This is a genomic window from Paenibacillus lignilyticus, from assembly GCF_017942085.1.
In the GTDB taxonomy this organism is placed as follows: Bacteria; Bacillota; Bacilli; order Paenibacillales; family Paenibacillaceae; genus Paenibacillus_Z; species Paenibacillus_Z lignilyticus.
The window spans coordinates 149,511-166,895 of the sequence record NZ_JAGKSP010000006.1 but is presented as its reverse complement, the minus strand read 5'-3'; the positions used below and the strand labels follow the sequence as shown (position 1 = coordinate 166,895).

Here is a 17,385-nt window from a genome sequence, read left to right as displayed (position 1 = left end):
TTCCGGTTAATCGCTAATTAAGCAGCTTTCGTCATCTTAGCAGCCAAACGTTGGCGTTTCGCTTTGCGGAAGAAGAACAGCTCATAGATACATGGGATGATAAGCAGTGTAAGCAAGGTTGCAGCAGCCAAACCACCGATAACTACGATAGCCAAGCTTTGCGATACGATGCTTCCGCTCTCCGACGATCCGAATACGAGCGGCAGCATAGCCGAGATCGTAGCGATAGCCGTCATAAGAATCGGACGGGCACGCGTTACTGCGGCTTCTACCAATGCTTCGCGGATTCCCATCCGTTGTTCGTTCTGTTTCACGCGGTCGATCAGAACGATCGCGTTCGTGACTACGATACCGACGAGCATGAGCGCTCCGAACACCGCCGTGAAGTCAGGCGATACGTTGGATACGAGCAGGGCTACCACAGCGCCGATTGCCGCAAGCGGAAGCGAGCATAGAATAGCAAGCGGTGCACGCAAGGTTTTGAATGTGACTACCATGATCAAGTAAACGATACCGATCGCAACCAGCATAATGATACCCAGATCAGCGAAGTCTGCCGATTGGTCCGCAGAAGCGCCGCCAACCGTGAACGTTACGCCTTCAGGCGCTTTAAGAGCATTCACTTGCTTCGTGATTTCTTTGCCGACGATCGACAATTGACTTGGATCGACGTCAGCCGTTACGCGAACATAAGCTTTGCCGTCTTTATGATAGAACACGCTGGCCTGCTCGCTCTTCACAAGCTTCGCAACAGATGAAACCTTAGCAGGACCTTGCGCTGTCATCACGATCAGCTCATTCAGGTCATTCTCCGATTTCGGATCCGCAAGCGGCTGAAGAATCACGTTCGTTGTACGATTATCGATGTTCACGGTGCCAAGCGGAATTGGATTCATCATGCCTTGAAGCTGCTGGGCAACCTCTTGACCTTTCGATTTCAAAGGATCCAATTGGAACGTATACACAGGTTTCATTTGTTCTTGATTCGACTTCACTTTAATAACGTCTTTTACCGGTTTAACGGCAGCCATCACTTGCTCTGCACCTTTGGAGATCGCATCGAGATCATCGCCGGATACGTCAACCACAACCTGAGTGGAGCTTCCGCCGCCGGCAAAGTCCATGGCGCCGGCATTCAGATCGGCTCCCGGATAAGAGGCACGCTGACCTTTCACGTCGTTGATCAGCTTCTCAGCATCTGCGCCTTCCTTCATGTCAACCAAATATGTGACCAGCGTAGGGGAAGTTACCTCACCGTATTGCGCCCCGTCTGCGCTGTTGCCGTTCTGCATGAGAACCCAGTCGATATCGTTGCGATCGTTCAGGAATGCTTCCAGCTTGCGGCCTTCTGCGATTACTTTATCCGTCGGGGTATCGCTTGAATACTCCAAGGTCACGGATAAGTTGGCTGCGTTGGACGAATCGATGGCCCCTTTAGGCATCGACATGTAAGCACCGACGGAACCGACAAGCAACAATACGGCAATGACAAGCGGAACCCATTTATGCTGCAAGTTCCAGTTTAGGAAATTGGCGAAACGTTTGGAGCCTTCATGCTCTTTCATCTTCGTGTTGCGCAGCAGCACTGCGCTGAGAATCGGCACTACGGTCAGCGCAACAAGCAAGGATGCAAGAAGCGAGTAGGTTACGGTCAATGCGAATGGCAGCAGGAACGCTTGAAGCGAACCGCGCAGCAGGCCCATTGGCAGGAATACGGCAACCGTTACAAGCGTGGAAGACGTAATCGCTGTTGCGACTTCTTTCGTTGCGTCCATAACCAAGCCAACCGAGAACGTTTCTTTCTGCAAGCGGCGATAGATGTTCTCGATGACGACGATACTGTCATCCACGAGACGTCCGACCGCGACGGCCACACCGCCGAGCGTAATAATGTTAAGCGTTACGCCGGAAACTTGAAGCAGGTAAAGTGTAATACCGAGCGAGAGCGGGATCGATACGATCGTTACGAGCGTAGCTCTCAAATTACGCATGAATAGCAGAATTACGATAGTTGCGAATAGTGCGCCCATCAAGACTTCACGAAGCATCGAGTTTACGGAATGCACAACTTGCTCCGATGTGCTCGAAAGTACTTTGATTTCAACGCCTTTCATCTCTTTGTTTAAACGTTCAACTTCTTCTTGAACGCCATCGCCGACTTTAACCGCATTGGCATCCGCCGTTTTGGAAATCGTGAGCATGAGGACATTTTTGCCATCAAGGCTGCTGATGCTCTCTTGCTCGGTTTGCGCTTCCACTTTAGCGACATCGCCAAGCGTTACGCCTTCAGCGACCGGAAGCTTGCGAAGCGTATCCAGATCATTAATCGCCGCTTCAACATTGATGTTGCCGGATGCGCCGTCGATTGTTTTCTCGCCGATGGAAGCAGCAACGCCGCGGCCTTGAAGCACGCCCATCAGAGAAGCGAACGGAACGCCTTTCTCAGCCAGTTTAGCCGAATCCGGAATAACGGAAATGTTCGGGTTCGATTTGCCGCCGAGCGATACGTCGCCTGCGCCATCTACCTTCTTAAAGGCATTGATCAGATCTTTCTCCATTTTCTCGCGGTCTTGCGCGGCTACACCGTCTAAGTTAATGGAAACCCAAGAGATTGGGATCATGGATGTGTTGAATTGTACAACATACGGAGGCATAACACGTTCAGGCAATTGAACCGAGCGAATCGCTGCCTCAACCTCCGCTTTTGCTTCCTTCATGTTTGTCTTCGAATCGAAAGCTAAGTCGATTTTGGAAAATCCATTACCGGAAGACGACGTCATGAGGCTCTTGCCTTTCACGAACTGTACCGCTTCCTCCAGTTTGGCTGTTACGCCGGTCTCCATCGATTTGGCATCATAGCCAGGTCCGATTGCTGCAATGGTAACCATCGGATTATCAGCTTCAGGCAAGAACTCCATCGGAAGCCTGTAGTAACTGATTACCCCCATCACGAGTGCCATTAGCACTACGAGTTTCATTGCGGCCTTATTGTTAAAAGCCCATTTGGTAATAAACTGCATTTCTACCTTTTCCCCTTTCATATGGTTCTCCTCAGAACTCCTTGTTAAAGAATACCTTTTTCCGATAGGGGATGTAAACGTCTGTAGACCAGTATTTATCCCCGACCTAAGACGGAGGCGAACGTACGTCTTGGTACAAAATGAGTGATTACTCACTTTACAGCATGAGGTTCGAAACGGTAAAATAAATGTGAGTAATCACTCATTTTCTGACGAGGATGTGAGCCTAATTGACTAATTTATCAACCTCCGCTTCACCGGCTCCGGTTGTCGACGTGCGCTCCGTTACACGCCGCTTCGGCAGCAAGACCGTTCTGGACAACATTTCTTTGCAAGTAGAACGCGGCGAATTGTTCGGCCTGCTCGGTCCATCCGGCTCCGGCAAAACAACGCTGATCAAGCTCATCACCGGTATAGACAAAGCCGATGGCGGCTCTGTCTACATGTTGGGAGAGCAGATGCCGAAACTGTCGATGCTTCAGCGCTTCGGTTATATGGCGCAGTCCGATGCGCTGTATAACGAGCTTACGGCCAAAGAGAATCTGACGTTCTTCGCTTCCTTGTATGGACTTAAGGGCCAGCATATGATGCAGCGAATCGAAGCAGCGATGGCGATCGTCAATCTCCAAGATGATCTGAACAAGACGGTGGCTGCTTATTCCGGTGGCATGAAGCGGCGCTTATCGCTTGCTCTCTCCTTGCTGCATGAGCCGGAGCTGCTTGTACTCGACGAGCCCACGGTCGGCATCGACCCCGTCTTGCGGCAGTCCATCTGGAAGGAGCTCGGCGAAATGCGCAAACGAGGGACGACGATTGTCCTTACGACGCATGTCATGGATGAAGCCGACAAATGTGATCGCCTGGGCCTCATCCGAGACGGCAAGCTGACTGCACTCGGCACTCCGGAAGAGATCAAGACCAGCAGTGGAAGCGCGACGATTGAGGAAGCTTTTATTGTCTATGGCGGAGGTGTTCGCGAATGAGAATCAGAGCGCTTGCCATTCGGATCATCCGCCAATTTGTCCGCGACAAACGTACGCTGGCACTCCTGTTCCTAGCCCCGCTGCTTATTCTTACATTAATGAAGCTTGTATTCAACGGTAACACGGTAGAACCTCAGATCGGCGGTGTCCAGATCCCGGCCGCTCTCGTCGAGCAGCTTGAGAAAGCCGACGCAGACGTCATCAATTACGATAACGCCGCGGACGCCGAACAGGCGCTCCAAGACGGTGATTTGGACGCGGTGCTTTCCCTTGGCGGCGGAGGAAAACCTTCCATTACGTTGGAAGGAAGCGACCCTGCTTCAAGCAAAATGGTCCTGCTCCTGCTGCAGCGCATGATGGGTGCATCGGATATGCCTACTGTTCAGCCGTCGATTACGTATTTGCACGGCAGTGCGGATATGGCCTCCTTCGATTCCTTTGGACCTGTATTGATCGGCTTCTTCTCCTTCTTCTTCGTCTTCATGCTGGCCGGCGTTTCCTTCCTGAGAGAACGAACGAGCGGCACATTGGAACGGCTGCTGGCTACGCCGATTCGGCGCTCTGAAGTTGTATTCGGCTATTTATCCGGTTTTGGTTTGTTTACGCTGCTTCAAGCGGCTTTAATAGCTTGGTTTGCCATTAACGTCCTTGGCCTCTATATGGATGGGTCCATCTGGCTCGTGCTCCTGATGAACCTGCTGTTATCGTTAACCGCGCTGACGCTCGGAACGCTCCTCTCTTCTTTTGCAAGCAATGAGTTTCAAATCATCCAGTTCATTCCGCTTGTAGTCGTACCTCAAGTCTTCTTCTCGGGCTTGTTCAACTTGGATTCCATGGCCCCTTGGCTGCAGAAACTAAGCAACATCATGCCGCTCTATTACGGCGCCGACGCCATGCGAGGCATTATGATTCGTGGCGAGGGCTGGAGCGATATTCAGCTGGATGTCTATGTGCTGATAGGGTTCTCGGCTGTCTTCGCCTTGCTCAATGTCCTTGCACTTAAGAAACATCGTGCCATTTAATCGGATCGCACTTCTGTGATATCATCAAGATTAACGAAGCGAACGTGGTGGTGCTGGCATGAAGGAGTTGTCCGTGATGAATGGGAATGAAACGATGGAACAATGGATACAAGAGCTGCTGCGAAACGATAACGGCGTGGAGAAAATGACCGAGAAGCAGGCGAAAATCCTGCAATCCGCCATTGAAGTATTTGCCGAGAAAGGTTTCGCAGGCTCCTCCACCAGCGAAATCGCGCAGCGCGCCGGGGTCGCGGAAGGCACGATATTCCGCCATTACAAGACGAAGAAGGATTTATTGCTCTCCATTGTTGCGCCTGCGATGACGAAGCTTATTGCTCCCTTTGTGCTGCGCGGCTTCAATAGCGTGCTTGATGCCGATTACGAGAGCTACGAAGGCGTCATTCGCGCCATGATCGAGAATCGGATCGAGTTTATAACGAAGCATCGCAACATTTTGCGGATATTGATGCAGGAAATTCCGTTTCATCCGGAGCTGCAAGAACATTTTCAACGAGATGTGCTCGCAAAGGTGCTCACCCGCCTTCAGAAGCTCGTGACGCAATTTCAAGCGAAGGGACAGATGGTCGATCTGCCTTCGATGACTGTCGTACGGCTTAGTATTTCAACCATCATGGGCTATGTTGCCGTACGAACGTTCTATGGAGAACGCAAGGACGCCGTATGGGACGATGCCCGCGAACGCGAGGAAACGATTGCGTTCATCATGCGAGGTCTCGGAATATCCAAATAACTTGTTACACGGTAAAAAAGCACCTGCTTCAGTTATGCCGCTTCGGCGTCCTGATGCAGGTGCTTTCTATTTTATCGTTGCGATACCGATTTGGTTTGTTCTACCGCTGAGCTGTTTAGTAACCGGAATCGCAGCAGCAGCGTAAGTGCCGCTAGCGACAACAGACCGCCGGCTACATAGGGAAGCGTCAAGTTTACCGTAAAGAGAAACGCGCCAAACAGCGGGCCGATGATACGTCCCAAGCTGTCCATGGACGAGCTTAGACCGGATGCGACTCCTTGTCCGACGGTTGTCTTCTGCGTAATCAACGATGTTACGCACGGCCGGATCAGCGCATTGCCGATACCGAAGATCGCCAAGTAAATCGTTGAGCTAAGCAGCGAATGTGATGTAACCATGAGCAGAAAACCGGCAGCCGATATGATGAGTCCTGCCGTGATATACATCGGCTCTTGTCCTTTGCGAATCCGTCTGCGGACAATTCCGCCTTGGACCAGTGCACCGACGAGTCCGCAAACAAGGAACATCACGCCTACTTGAAGAGGAGTTACATCGAATCGCTTCATACCGAACAGCTGGAGCGTCGCTTCAAGACCTGCCAGCGATAACGATACGATCAGAGCGAGCACGTATAAATATTTCACCGAGCCGGTAAAAGCACTCCAGCGCGAAGGTTTCACTTCGGTCGACGCTTGCCTCATGTCCGGCGGCAGCGACTCCGGCAGCTTCGTGACCGCAATCAGGAACGTGACGAGCGCAAGCGCCGCTGCTGCGAAGAACGGCGTATTCTGCGAGACGAGGCTAAGCAAACCGCCGAAGCCCGGTCCAATCGTAAAACCAAGGCCGATCGACATGCCGACAAGCCCCATTCCGCGAGTCCGCTGCTCGGGCGGTGTTACATCGGCAACGTAAGCGACGATGACGGATGTGACGGCTCCGGAGAATAACCCTCCGAGCAAACGCGACGCATACATAATCGGCAGACTTCCGTCGGCGATACCGAATAATAGAAAACTGGCCGCAAAGCCGAGCACGCCGGTGAGAATGACCGGACGACGTCCGATCCGGTCGGACAGTCCGCCCCACAGCGGCGAGAGCAGAAAGGATACAGCCGAATACACGGAAAGCATCATGCCGGTATGAAATTCTACCGATCCCGGACTTGCTTTCTTAATAAGCTCCGGCAAAACCGGAATAATAATCCCAAACCCGATAAATGTCGTAATTAGCATAACCATTACTATGCCAAGTCGTTTGTCTTTGTTTTGTGTCATTTTGTTCCCTCCACCCCATCATCGTACCACATCTGCTTTATGTCTTGTTATGAACAAATGAAGAACAAACAAGAGAAGCAGAACGGCGCCGCTGACCAGAAAAGGAGAATGAGGACCGAGCATATCCCATAGCTTGCCGGACATAATGCTGCCAAACACCATACCAAGGCCTTCAATTGTTAGGAAGAAACCCCATACCGCGCCGCGTTCCGATTTGGGAATCGCTTGCGCAATCAGCGCGTTCCACGCCGGAATAATACAGGCGTAGCCTAGTCCGACAAAAGCCACAATGACCAGCACCAGCGGCAGAGAGCGTGTGTAACCAAGCACGGACAACGAAATGGCTGCCGTAATAAATCCGACATGGAGGAACCACTTCGTGCCGAAACGGTCTACCCATTTGCCGACCGGAATCAGACCGATAACCGTTATCGCACCGCCTGCAACGAGATACATGCTGTATTGCTGCGGCGTAAGGTGCAAGACCGTACGCGCATATTGCGTCAGAACAGGCGTAAGAAGCCCCAGCGCGAAGTTCTGTGTAAACATCGCCGGATACAACAGCTTGCTGGCATGCAAGGAACTGCTCACTTTGGCAAAATACCTGCGCACGCGTTCCCGCATCGATAAATGCTCATGTGCAGCTTCGGAAGCTGCAGCGACCGGTGTTTCTTCTCGATTTTCAAGCTCCATCGACCGTTTCTTCCCCGGAAGCAGCAGTGCGACGATGATGACTACAATCATCATCCCGATCAGAATCCGAAAGGCAGGTGCATACGTGTGCGTGATGAAGAAATTAATTACGATCGGGCCACAGCCGACCCCAGTCAGCCAAGCCATATAAACAACACTCATAATCGTGCCGCTCGACTCATTACCGGCCACAGTGGTTGCTCCGTTAATGACGCATGGCCATAGCGGTGAAGTCCCGATCCCGAGCAGCAGACATGCCACTACAATCCAGCCCATCCCATGAAGATAAGAAACGATCAGCACCGACGCACTAGTGAACAGCACGCCGAATAGCATGACATAGCGGTAGCCGATACGGTCGATGACCCAGCCAAGCGGACTGCGAAACGCATTATCGCCGATATATTGCAGAGCAAGCGCCCATCCTACCGCATAAGCAGATAAATGAAGCACTTCCCTCATATAAACAGGGAGAATCGAGACGAGTAAAGCACCCTTCACGAATTCAACCAAATACATAATAATGAGCAGCTGGACGACAAAAGGTGACGACAAAACCTTTTTCCCTGCCCAGCCTTTAACGATACTCATGTTCGCTCCCCTTTTCTACACATAAATCGTGTTGGCTATGTAGACTCTAGTCTCAACAAAAATGTTGCTTGCAATCCCCCCTAGTTTTGCTATACTCAACTTTGTTTGTTACAATCCACAATCCACACGAAAGGCTGGGATGAATGCTATGGATCATACCCGGACTCCGCTGTTTAGCGCATTGCGTACGCACGCGGCCAACAATCCTGTACAATTTCACATTCCCGGACACAAAAAAGGAGTAGGGAGCGACGCTGAGTTTCGCGAATTTATTGGAGACAACGCGTTGTCGATCGACCTTATAAATATTGCTCCGCTGGATGACCTGCACCAACCGACCGGCGTCATTCAAGAAGCCCAAAAACTGGCAGCTGATGCTTTCGGAGCTGATTATACCTTTTTTTCGGTACAAGGAACAAGCGGCGCGATCATGACGATGATCTTGACGGTCTGCAGCCCGGGCGACAAAATCATCGTACCGCGTAACGTTCACAAATCCATTATGTCGGCCATTATTTTTGCAGGCGCGCGTCCTGTCTTTATCTCGCCTGCCCGCGATGCCAATCTGGGGATCGATCACGGCATTACGACGCGTTCGGTGAAACGTGCGCTGGACCGTCACCATGATGCAAAGGCTGTACTCGTGATTAATCCGACTTACTATGGAATCTGCGCGGATCTGAAGGAAATCGTCGAGCTTGTACATAGCTACGACATTCCCGTGCTTGTTGACGAAGCCCATGGCGTGCTCATACATTTCCATGAGAAGCTGCCAATGTCCGCGATGCAGGCAGGCGCCGATATGGCAGCAACAAGCGTTCACAAACTGGGCGGCTCCATGACGCAAAGCTCGGTTCTGAATGTAAAAAGCGGCCGCATTAATCCACAGCGTGTGCAAACGATTATCAGTATGCTGACGACTACATCGACTTCATATATTCTGTTGTCGTCGCTGGATACATCGCGTCGCAACCTGGCTATTAACGGCCATGATATCGCTGAGAAGGCAATTTCCCTGGCGCAATTTGCGCGTACTGAGATTAACAAGATGCCGGGCCTCTATTGCATCGGCGAAGAAATCCTGGGTGACGAAGCAACCTATGACTACGATCCGACGAAGCTGGCTATCCATGTCCGCCACCTAGGCATTACCGGATACGAGACCGAGAACTGGCTGCGCGAGCATTACAACATTGAAGTCGAGCTTAGCGATATGTACAACATTTTAGCGCTGGTTACACCTGGCGATACGTCCGACTCCGTTGGCACGCTGCTTTCGGCGCTGCGCGACCTGGCCGAGCAGCATCAAGGTAACGAAGCCAATGAGCTCGTTGTGAAGATTCCGGAAATCCCGCATCTCTCTCTAACGCCGCGTGAAGCCTTCTACGGCCAGACGGAAGTTGTCCCGTTCAAGGAATCAGCAGGCCGCATCATAGCCGAATTTATTTATGTGTATCCGCCGGGTATTCCCATTCTTCTGCCGGGTGAAGTCATCTCCCAGACGAATATCGATTACATCACCGATCATGTGGAAGTCGGCCTGCCGGTGAAAGGTCCTGAGGATCGCAGTATTCAATTCGTCAAAGTTATTTTCGAAGAAGAAGCGATCTCTTAGTCCGCCGGTTGCTTCTTCTTATATGTAAGAATAACGGCAAGTCCCCAGTTCATGTTCTCCTTGCCGAGGAGCAGACTGGGGACTTTTCGTTTCTCTGAAGCCTCCTTATTGGCGGTTATTGTCAATCCTTTTTCATAATGCTATGATGTGGAAGGGGGTGGGCAATATGGGTCAAAGCGCTTACATTAAATTTGTGCAAGGTTCAGCAGTTGAACGTCTCAGCCTCGATGAGGTGAAGGAAAGGCTTGGCCGTTACCGGGAACAGACCTCGTTAACCGGCCGTCAGCTTGGATGGGACTACACCGAATCCGCTTTTCCCTATACGGTTGAAACGAAGCCGGGAGAAGAGAATCGTTGGTTTTACTTGAAAGGCACTTCGCCGCAGTACAACTACATCTTATTCGGAGTCGGCACTCAGGAATCCGGTGATCAGAGCATCTCGCATGTGCAGGTTGTGCTCCCGGATACCGCAACACACGGCGACAAATCCAAAGCTAACGAGCTTTGCAAATATTTTGCCAAGCACTTGAAGGCTGAACTGACGATGTTTAACGGCAGAACCATTTACTATAATCCGCGGAAATAACAAAAAAAACTCCGACGCCTTGGCGGCATCGGAGTTTTCTCTATTTGGGCTATATGCGATCTTATGCTTCGTTCTCGCTCTTCGCGATTTCTTCATAGATCTTCGTTACGCGTTCCCATTCTGCATCATCTTCGATACCGACCAGGAATGCTTCGCCGTCCTCTTCTTCAATACGGAAAATAACGCCGTCAGCTTCCGGATCGTTGCGGTCCAGCAATACGGAATAAACTTGCTCTTCGGATTCAAACGTAAATACCATGACCATTTCACGCTCAATGCCTTCCTCGTCCGTGACAAGGAATACGTGTTCTTCGTGATCATGATCGTGGTTGCAATTCTCGTCGTGCACGTGATCGCTCATTGTATACCCTCATTTCCATTAATGATTCATTTCCTTCGTATCGTAACATGGAACAATCTCAGGGTCAAACGAAAGCGCCGCATCCTGTGGGAATGCGGCGCTTAAGGGGAATCCTATTGCGCTTTCGCCGTAATTGTTTTCTCGGAAACTAATTTCCAATCATCGCTGCCGGCCACTTTCATGTAAAATCTAATCGTGTATTTGCCTGCATCGTCGAAGGAATAGTTGATGTCATCCGTACGATACCAGAAGTTATCCTTCTGAATCGTGATATTCTCGGATTGAATCAACGTGACATTATTCTTCGGATCTTCAATAGATACCTTTACGGCAGAAATGTCGGTCTGAAGGTTATCGATCTGGGCAAATACTTTGAACGCAAACTTATTCCCTTTAAGAACGTTACCGAAGATCGTATTATCCTTGAATAAGAACATGTGTACATTCGGCTTATACAAAGTAACCTTCTTCGACGCCTCATCCCAATACACAATGGATTGCAGCGTATTGGCTACTTGGCGAACTGATAAGTATGTTTTGCCGTCAGTAAAAATCCCCGCGTCGTCCAGCTCGTTTCCGTTCACGATAACCCGCACCCGTTGAGAAGCGGAATCCGCAAAGAGCATTGTACCGCCCCACAGTGACAATACCAACGTCAACAAGAGAAGTTTTCTGAACTTCATGGTAGCAAACCTCCGTCCCTAATCTGGATGTATGGTTATACTCACCAAGTCGTCCAAAGTTGCGCCAGTTCGCAAAAATTTTTCCTTACCAAAACCTGTCATATAATGTAGAAACATGCGCTTGCCTGGGAAATAATAAACGGGAAATCAGAGATGTCTTACACGTAAGTGCGCGTCAAAATACACGGTACGCCTTTCCCTACGGCTCCCGGCTGCTTCATGCTTTCATAATAACGCATCCCTCTCGCACAAGGGGTTTTACATACAGCACATGTGTCCGACAGTACAAGCTTCAGCACTGCCTGCTTCCGGTCTGAAGGGCTTTTCTTCTTCTTGACAACTTTACCTTTAGGAGCCATATCGATCCGCACCTGCCTATTTTCGCATTCCGTTCATAGCTATCGTATGAATGAATAGGCATCGGCGTGCATGGCGAAGAGCGCTCGTTTCCGAATCCGGATTAGCAAGGTTTTCCTTTTCATTTGTTGGCAGAAATGATAAATTGAATAGTAACGTACAGCTTAGGGAGGATGTCCCGATTGGATATTCAAATGCTCGGAACGGGTAGTGCATTTGCCAAGACCTACTTCAATACAAATGCACTATTTTATACAGATCGCCACACCCTATTGCTTGATTGCGGCACAACAGCGCTGCTCTCTATGCATCAGCTTGGAAAGTCCGTTAACGAGATCGATGCTGTACTCATCAGCCACATTCATGCCGATCACATCGGCGGCTTAGAAGAGTTCGCTTTTCAAATGAAGTTTGTATATAACCGGAAGCCGAAGCTGTTCATTCACGAATCCCTGGTCAACTCTTTATGGGAAAGCTCTCTCAAAGGCGGGCTGCTGCAGGATGAGTGCGCGGCGCTCGAGGATTATTTTGAAGTCCTCCCGCTTCAAACCGGAGTCAGCACAGAGCTTCTGCCCGGATTCGTCGTCCAAGCGATACATACCGAGCATATTCCGAATAAGCTTAGCTACTCTTTCCTCATTAATGAGAACTTCTTCTACTCGGCGGATATGAGGTTTAATCCTGACCTGCTGGAGCAATTGGTCCAGCAAGGGGTGCAAACGATCTTTCATGACTGCCAGCTGAAGCCTCCGGGAGTCGTTCATGCATCACTCCAAGAGCTGCAATCGCTGCCTGCGTATATTCAAGAGCGCATTTGGCTCATGCACTATGATGACAGTAAGCCGAAAGACCTCGATAAAGAAGGCGTCATGCGGTTTGTCGAGCAGCATAAGCGATACACCTTCTAAGAAAGTCATAACGATAATAAGCCCGCTGCGCTGCAGCGGGCTTTCCTTGCGTTATCTGAGACTGGCATGACTGCTAGAAGTTAGGCAGTTGATCCAGATTGTTCGTCGGATCTCCATCTGCATCGCCTCGGATGTAATGCTCGCCGTCTTTTCCTTTAAATACGTTGACTCCGGCAATTGTGCCGTTATTCGCCTCTGCCAGCGCCTGCTCGTAATTGAGCACGCGACCCGAGGAAGTCTTAAATGCCATTAAATCTCCGTCGCCATTCTTCTGCGCCGCAACGAACCTCTCAGAAACAGCACCGCTCGCTTGTACACTCTCGTTATCCGGACTATTCATGGTTATATTCTTCCTCCTCTGCGCTTGCTTTGCGCTCAAGTAGGATGGCTCATATACTCAGATATTATGCAGCTGCGAGAATCGAGAATCCAAAAAAATCCGGTGTGCCCAAGCAGGCACAACCGGATTTAAGGGTTGTTATCTTCACGTAGCGGGGGCTTCTGCTGGCGCGAATTCGCCGCACCCGGTAAAGCCGGTGTCATATCCTTTGGTTTATTAGGTGAATCATATACTTCACCAAACACGGATCGTGTTGTGGGATAAACCGTATCTAGCACGTTTTCCTGGTTGACGACCTTTACGGTCGGGACCGTGTCTGAAGCATGTTGCTGTAAGCACCCGGAACAAATCAATAAACTTAGAGCAGCTCCAATTGCTTTCCTCAACGATACCACTCCCTATGGCTGACTTTACCATTTTGGGAATAGTATACCCGTGCTGTCACCAAAGCAAACTTAACGTTTGGATTTCAGCTCCGGCGGCAGCTTTCTTCTCCACACGAACGCTTCATCATAAGCGACTGTATCATGGATCACCATCTTTGCCACGCACACGCAAACCGTAACGACGATACCGAACAAGCCTACCAACCACACCGCCAAATGGGCAGCTTCCGCCACTAGACAACCCGCCTCTCCAAAGATTAAGCTTGAGTACACCTTATGCGGGTTTACAGTAATTTAGACTATTTTTTTTCGAATACTTGTTGACATCTTATTTGCCGTTTGATATATTAATTCTTGTCACTAATGAAGCAACACTATATGATCTGGTAGCTCAGCTGGGAGAGCACTATCTTGACAGGGTAGGGGTCACAGGTTCGAACCCTGTCCAGATCACCATAATTCAAACGCCGAAACCTTGAGAAATCAAGGTTTTTTTGTGCATTTCTATCATCTTCGAATAAGCTGGATCCGGTCGAAGTCCGGCGCCCATCCGCTGGCATTTGAAAACTTGATCGTATTGTCCCCTGCTTTCAACTGAACCGTAGCTTGATAAGTGCCGACAGTGGACCAACTCCCTGTGGATGGGAAACTTAAATTAGCAATTGCACTATTCACACTTATTCGAGCTGCTCTTGCTGAAGCATCGCCGTTTACATAAGAAATGATCAACGTGTAGGTTCCGGCAGTTGCCGCGTTAATTCGGTTGAACTGAAGCGTACCGCGGTTGTTGCCGACATAACCGACTTTAGAGCCGCCTGAACAAGAGCTGCACGCCACTGCGACTGCGCCGCCCGCAAGCGTATTGGCAGAAGATTCTGCTTCAATCGTAACCGTCGTGCCGGTACTGGCAGCATTCGTCGTTACGCTAATAGCGTTGCTGTTACCCGAAACATTACCTATCGCATCTTTCGCACTAACGATATAGCTATAGCTCGTCGATGCTTTAAGTCCGGTATCGGTGTAGGAAGTGCTTGTCGTGCTGCCGACAAAACTGCTGTTCCGATAGACATCGTAACCAGCAACGCCAACGTTATCCGTCGATGCCGACCAGCTAAGGCTGATGCTGCTTGTCGTCTTAGCTGTCGAAGTTAGGCCCGCAGGAGCGGTCGGCGCTTGTGTGTCCGTACTTCCGACTGATCCGGTGTATGCACTGCTTTGCAGACTGTAACCAAGCGTCGTATCTGATTTCAAGCTTGCGAACGAACCGAGCGTTTGATTGGCTGGTTCCATGCCGATGCCAACCTTACCGATCGGCGTTCTTCCGCCGGTGTAATAGTTGGTATTGGCAAATCGTGCGCCGGGCTGCCAGCCAGCCGGATCCAGAATGGACAACGCCAGCGTATAGGTTCCGTTCGGCAGCGTTATCGGAAGTTTAAATGCACCGTTCACGGTGTTGACAGTTGGCGCTTGATTGTATGCGCGAGCCGCGCTATTCCAGTCTGAACCGGGCAGCCAAGAACGAATATCGGCTTGGAATACGCCCTTCCATGCCACAGTGCCGTCACTCCTAAGCAAATTCGCCTCTACCGGCCAGCTGTAATAGAATGGCGACGAGCCTTTATTCGTAACTTGGAACGACACGTTCATCGTCCCTCCCGACGGCACATTGCCGGTAAACGTTGCTTGATTCAACACGAAGCGATAGCCAAGCACCTTCTGCATGGCGGTTGCCCCGACTTCTACGGCGGGATTGCTTGCCGTATAATCCGAAATCCACCCTAAGCTCGAAGTATGCGTCTTCATAATCCAGTCAATGACATAATTCGTATTCGAAACGCTGCTCAGCGTTCCGTTTGGACTTCCGCCCAGATTAGACTGGTTTCCCCAGTTATACGCGACTTCTCCGCTGTTAATCTGCGTCCGCCAAGTATTCCGCGAAATTTCCCCATTTCCGGTGACGGCATCATCCGGTAATGCGAAGGAATCCCAATAAATCCCGAAATTATAAGCCGTGAACGTATCTGTATAGCGGACAAGTATTTTTTTGTTATGGAATGCTGCGTTGAACGCATCGCCAAGCGCCTTTTGGAAACTGAGCGGGATAATATGTGTCCCGTCAGGAAACTTATTGGGATAAATATGGTGTTCAGCCCATTTGCCGTACAAACCGAGCTCTACAAAAGCCACTCGTGGATCATTGTCCCAAGCTTGACCAAGCTTGGCGATAAACGCCACGAGCCGGGATTTCAGTGTATCTGTCAGCCACTGATTAACGGGATCGCCATGAGGGACCCCATTCGGCCAATACTCCCCGACATTAGGGTAAACAATGACGACTCGCGGAACAACCTTAATATTCTTCTTTTCAATGCCGACCCAAGCCTTGTTGCTCCAATCTTTGATCTTCTGAACGGAGTCCGTTGCATTCATTTCCAGATCGGTGTACTTGATGTAGTGTTTATAAATATCTGCATATTCCCGATTCGGGAAAGAAGAATCGTTAATGCCACGTGATGGTCTAAAGCCCATGATCGGATTATTGAATGCTTCCGGCGTTTCAGTCAATTTGACCGTGATGTTTCCCATTGCCACATTCGCCTCCTTAAAATGACTAGTACTCCCTCCGCTCCAGATTCATGTGAGTCATGCAGCAGTGTAGAGGGCTACTCTTAAACTTCATCTCTTCATCCTTTCCCTCCTTAGAAAAGAATCAGCTTATCTATTAGTATACGAGGACGAGCATGGGGGGTGATGAGAATAACGTCCAAATTTTAGAAATTATAAAGTTACTTTCCATTTTTTTGATCTTTAACATAAGAAAACCGCCCTTATTAAGGGGCGGTTATAATTTGATTATGTATTGTTAATGTCAAGCCTTCGTCTGCTTTTCCTAGTAACTTGATTCTACTTGGACCGGATGCAGCCAGTTATCCACTACGACTGCTCGTGATTCGGCTTGATTGGAGAGCGCTTCTGCCCAATGGCTGATTTTCACTTTCATGACATCGATCGAATACTGGAACGGGTACTCACGCAAATTAACGGCGACCCAATTTGCATTGTTCAAATTCGACCATTCCAAGCTAATCGTCGTGGTCAACTCGGAAAAACTTTGGATAAGTTTTACAAAATCTTGAAGTTGCTGCTGATTGTCTTGGGTCATCTATTAGCGCTCCATTCGAATGGTTTTGAGAACCTAGAAATATATTACCATTTATTAGGCGATGAATATGTCACTCTATGTTGTCTATTTGTTGGAATAATTGACGAGCTAATCGCAAATAAAATGCCCTAGAAGCAATGAAAATAGGGACTTTTGTCAGGTTATACGGCTTGTTGAGTTAAGCTTGTCCAAAAAAAAAAAACTGCATCTCATAAATGAGATACAGTTAGATAATTATTCAGTTGCTAGGTCTCTTCTATGTATGGCAGTCCATTCTTTAGATGTAGATTCCAAGCTTTTTCCGCGCCTAATCTGTTTTACGGCATGATAGTGGGCTCTTGAGACCGGTGCGCGAAAAGCGTTTCTTGAGATCGGTTCCGGTTCGAAGAAAACATGATGCATCTCTTCGTCGTAGAACTCGATTTTGCTTTCTTGTGCCATGAAACAGCGATCGAGCTTGATAAAACCTTGCATCTCGAAAAATCGCTCTTGTTCCTCCGGACTTTTAATGTAATAGAATGCGCCTTCGGGTGTCTGGAGATACTTTTCGCCATTGTATGAACCTACAAAGAGTACGTCGTCTAAATCAATCTCCACGATATCGAAATCTTTTTTTCGACGATTTACTACATGAAATGGGCGACGCATTCCT

At 49.5% G+C, this 17,385-nt stretch carries 17 protein-coding genes and 1 tRNA gene; 7 read left to right on the top strand and 11 right to left on the bottom strand.

Annotated elements, in window-relative coordinates:
- Positions 1 to 17 precede the first annotated feature (17 nt).
- On the bottom strand, positions 18 to 3,041 hold the full coding sequence (locus I8J30_RS16575; RefSeq protein ID WP_338044876.1) for an efflux RND transporter permease subunit: 3,024 nt from the start codon (positions 3,039 to 3,041) through the stop codon (positions 18 to 20).
- A 209-nt stretch (positions 3,042 to 3,250) separates the two neighbouring features.
- On the opposite strand from I8J30_RS16575, the gene I8J30_RS16570 reads away from it, so the two are divergent.
- From I8J30_RS16570 to I8J30_RS16560, 3 genes are all read left to right on the top strand, one after another.
- Positions 3,251 to 4,003, top strand: a complete 753-nt coding sequence (locus tag I8J30_RS16570) for an ABC transporter ATP-binding protein (RefSeq protein WP_210659553.1) — start codon at positions 3,251 to 3,253, stop codon at positions 4,001 to 4,003.
- The gene (locus I8J30_RS16565) at positions 4,000 to 5,025 is read left to right on the top strand and encodes an ABC transporter permease (protein WP_210659551.1); all 1,026 of its coding nucleotides are present in this window, start codon (positions 4,000 to 4,002) and stop codon (positions 5,023 to 5,025) included. Before I8J30_RS16570 ends, I8J30_RS16565 begins: the two co-directional genes overlap by 4 nt.
- Before the next feature lie 76 nt (positions 5,026 to 5,101).
- Positions 5,102 to 5,776: a TetR/AcrR family transcriptional regulator gene (locus tag I8J30_RS16560; RefSeq protein ID WP_210659550.1), complete on the top strand. Its 675-nt coding sequence runs from the start codon at positions 5,102 to 5,104 to the stop codon at positions 5,774 to 5,776.
- Between the two features lie 71 nt (positions 5,777 to 5,847).
- Here I8J30_RS16560 and I8J30_RS16555 read toward each other — a convergent pair whose 3' ends face one another.
- On the bottom strand, positions 5,848 to 7,050 hold the full coding sequence (locus tag I8J30_RS16555) for an MFS transporter (RefSeq protein ID WP_210659548.1): 1,203 nt from the start codon (positions 7,048 to 7,050) through the stop codon (positions 5,848 to 5,850).
- Positions 7,051 to 7,068: 18 nt separating this feature from the next.
- Entirely contained in the window at positions 7,069 to 8,334 is a 1,266-nt protein-coding gene (locus I8J30_RS16550; protein ID WP_210659546.1) for an MFS transporter, read from the bottom strand.
- Between the two features lie 148 nt (positions 8,335 to 8,482).
- Here I8J30_RS16550 and I8J30_RS16545 point away from each other — a divergent pair, with 148 nt between their 5' ends.
- Both I8J30_RS16545 and I8J30_RS16540 read left to right on the top strand, forming a co-directional pair.
- Positions 8,483 to 9,949 carry an aminotransferase class I/II-fold pyridoxal phosphate-dependent enzyme gene (locus I8J30_RS16545; RefSeq protein ID WP_210659544.1) on the top strand — a complete coding sequence of 489 codons (1,467 nt, stop codon included), beginning with the start codon at positions 8,483 to 8,485 and terminating at the stop codon, positions 9,947 to 9,949.
- 166 nt (positions 9,950 to 10,115) lie between these two features.
- The gene (locus I8J30_RS16540) at positions 10,116 to 10,535 is read left to right on the top strand and encodes a DUF1885 family protein (RefSeq protein ID WP_091219330.1); all 420 of its coding nucleotides are present in this window, start codon (positions 10,116 to 10,118) and stop codon (positions 10,533 to 10,535) included.
- A gap of 61 nt (positions 10,536 to 10,596) precedes the next feature.
- Here I8J30_RS16540 and I8J30_RS16535 read toward each other — a convergent pair whose 3' ends face one another.
- The 3 genes from I8J30_RS16535 to I8J30_RS33155 form a co-directional block, all read right to left on the bottom strand.
- Positions 10,597 to 10,896 (bottom strand): DUF1292 domain-containing protein, encoded by a 300-nt coding sequence (locus tag I8J30_RS16535; protein ID WP_090976987.1) that lies wholly within the window; start codon positions 10,894 to 10,896, stop codon positions 10,597 to 10,599.
- 113 nt (positions 10,897 to 11,009) lie between these two features.
- Complete coding sequence (locus I8J30_RS16530; RefSeq protein ID WP_091219333.1) at positions 11,010 to 11,579, bottom strand: stalk domain-containing protein; 570 nt, start codon at positions 11,577 to 11,579, stop codon at positions 11,010 to 11,012.
- A 158-nt stretch (positions 11,580 to 11,737) separates the two neighbouring features.
- A complete protein-coding gene (locus tag I8J30_RS33155) occupies positions 11,738 to 11,938 on the bottom strand; it encodes a hypothetical protein (protein ID WP_091219335.1) in 201 nt (66 codons plus the stop codon).
- Positions 11,939 to 12,109: 171 nt separating this feature from the next.
- On the opposite strand from I8J30_RS33155, the gene I8J30_RS16525 reads away from it, so the two are divergent.
- Positions 12,110 to 12,844 carry an MBL fold metallo-hydrolase gene (locus I8J30_RS16525; protein ID WP_210659542.1) on the top strand — a complete coding sequence of 245 codons (735 nt, stop codon included), beginning with the start codon at positions 12,110 to 12,112 and terminating at the stop codon, positions 12,842 to 12,844.
- A 73-nt stretch (positions 12,845 to 12,917) separates the two neighbouring features.
- Here the strand turns inward: I8J30_RS16525 and I8J30_RS16520 are convergent, their stop codons facing one another.
- A complete protein-coding gene (locus I8J30_RS16520) occupies positions 12,918 to 13,184 on the bottom strand; it encodes a DUF3892 domain-containing protein (RefSeq protein WP_210659540.1) in 267 nt (88 codons plus the stop codon).
- A 455-nt stretch (positions 13,185 to 13,639) separates the two neighbouring features.
- Positions 13,640 to 13,804: a hypothetical protein gene (locus I8J30_RS16515; RefSeq protein WP_240548163.1), complete on the bottom strand. Its 165-nt coding sequence runs from the start codon at positions 13,802 to 13,804 to the stop codon at positions 13,640 to 13,642.
- Positions 13,805 to 13,950: 146 nt separating this feature from the next.
- Here I8J30_RS16515 and I8J30_RS16510 point away from each other — a divergent pair.
- Positions 13,951 to 14,026 (top strand) — tRNA-Val (locus tag I8J30_RS16510).
- A 51-nt stretch (positions 14,027 to 14,077) separates the two neighbouring features.
- Here the strand turns inward: I8J30_RS16510 and I8J30_RS16505 are convergent.
- The 3 genes from I8J30_RS16505 to I8J30_RS16495 all read right to left on the bottom strand — a co-directional run bounded on the left by I8J30_RS16505 (position 14,078) and on the right by I8J30_RS16495 (position 17,381).
- Positions 14,078 to 16,156 carry a DUF4832 domain-containing protein gene (locus I8J30_RS16505; protein ID WP_210659538.1) on the bottom strand — a complete coding sequence of 693 codons (2,079 nt, stop codon included), beginning with the start codon at positions 16,154 to 16,156 and terminating at the stop codon, positions 14,078 to 14,080.
- A gap of 304 nt (positions 16,157 to 16,460) precedes the next feature.
- Positions 16,461 to 16,733, bottom strand: coding sequence for a hypothetical protein (locus I8J30_RS16500; RefSeq protein WP_210659536.1), 273 nt, complete (start codon positions 16,731 to 16,733; stop codon positions 16,461 to 16,463).
- A gap of 234 nt (positions 16,734 to 16,967) precedes the next feature.
- Positions 16,968 to 17,381, bottom strand: coding sequence for a hypothetical protein (locus I8J30_RS16495; protein WP_210659528.1), 414 nt, complete (start codon positions 17,379 to 17,381; stop codon positions 16,968 to 16,970).
- Between the last annotated feature and the right edge of the window lie 4 nt (positions 17,382 to 17,385).

Bases quoted from the DNA above. Each gene is read 5' to 3' on its own strand.
- I8J30_RS16575 (WP_338044876.1), bottom strand. From the start codon at position 3,041: ATGAAAGGGGAAAAGGTAGAAATGCAGTTTATTACCAAATGGGCTTTT.
- I8J30_RS16565 (WP_210659551.1), top strand. From the start codon at position 4,000: ATGAGAATCAGAGCGCTTGCCATTCGGATCATCCGCCAATTTGTCCGC.
- I8J30_RS16560 (WP_210659550.1), top strand. From the start codon at position 5,102: ATGAATGGGAATGAAACGATGGAACAATGGATACAAGAGCTGCTGCGA.
- I8J30_RS16555 (WP_210659548.1), bottom strand. From the start codon at position 7,050: ATGACACAAAACAAAGACAAACGACTTGGCATAGTAATGGTTATGCTA.
- I8J30_RS16550 (WP_210659546.1), bottom strand. From the start codon at position 8,334: ATGAGTATCGTTAAAGGCTGGGCAGGGAAAAAGGTTTTGTCGTCACCT.
- I8J30_RS16545 (WP_210659544.1), top strand. From the start codon at position 8,483: ATGGATCATACCCGGACTCCGCTGTTTAGCGCATTGCGTACGCACGCG.
- I8J30_RS16540 (WP_091219330.1), top strand. From the start codon at position 10,116: ATGGGTCAAAGCGCTTACATTAAATTTGTGCAAGGTTCAGCAGTTGAA.
- I8J30_RS16535 (WP_090976987.1), bottom strand. From the start codon at position 10,896: ATGAGCGATCACGTGCACGACGAGAATTGCAACCACGATCATGATCAC.
- I8J30_RS16530 (WP_091219333.1), bottom strand. From the start codon at position 11,579: ATGAAGTTCAGAAAACTTCTCTTGTTGACGTTGGTATTGTCACTGTGG.
- I8J30_RS33155 (WP_091219335.1), bottom strand. From the start codon at position 11,938: ATGGCTCCTAAAGGTAAAGTTGTCAAGAAGAAGAAAAGCCCTTCAGAC.
- I8J30_RS16525 (WP_210659542.1), top strand. From the start codon at position 12,110: ATGTCCCGATTGGATATTCAAATGCTCGGAACGGGTAGTGCATTTGCC.
- I8J30_RS16520 (WP_210659540.1), bottom strand. From the start codon at position 13,184: ATGAATAGTCCGGATAACGAGAGTGTACAAGCGAGCGGTGCTGTTTCT.
- I8J30_RS16505 (WP_210659538.1), bottom strand. From the start codon at position 16,156: ATGGGAAACATCACGGTCAAATTGACTGAAACGCCGGAAGCATTCAAT.
- I8J30_RS16500 (WP_210659536.1), bottom strand. From the start codon at position 16,733: ATGACCCAAGACAATCAGCAGCAACTTCAAGATTTTGTAAAACTTATC.
- I8J30_RS16495 (WP_210659528.1), bottom strand. From the start codon at position 17,381: ATGCGTCGCCCATTTCATGTAGTAAATCGTCGAAAAAAAGATTTCGAT.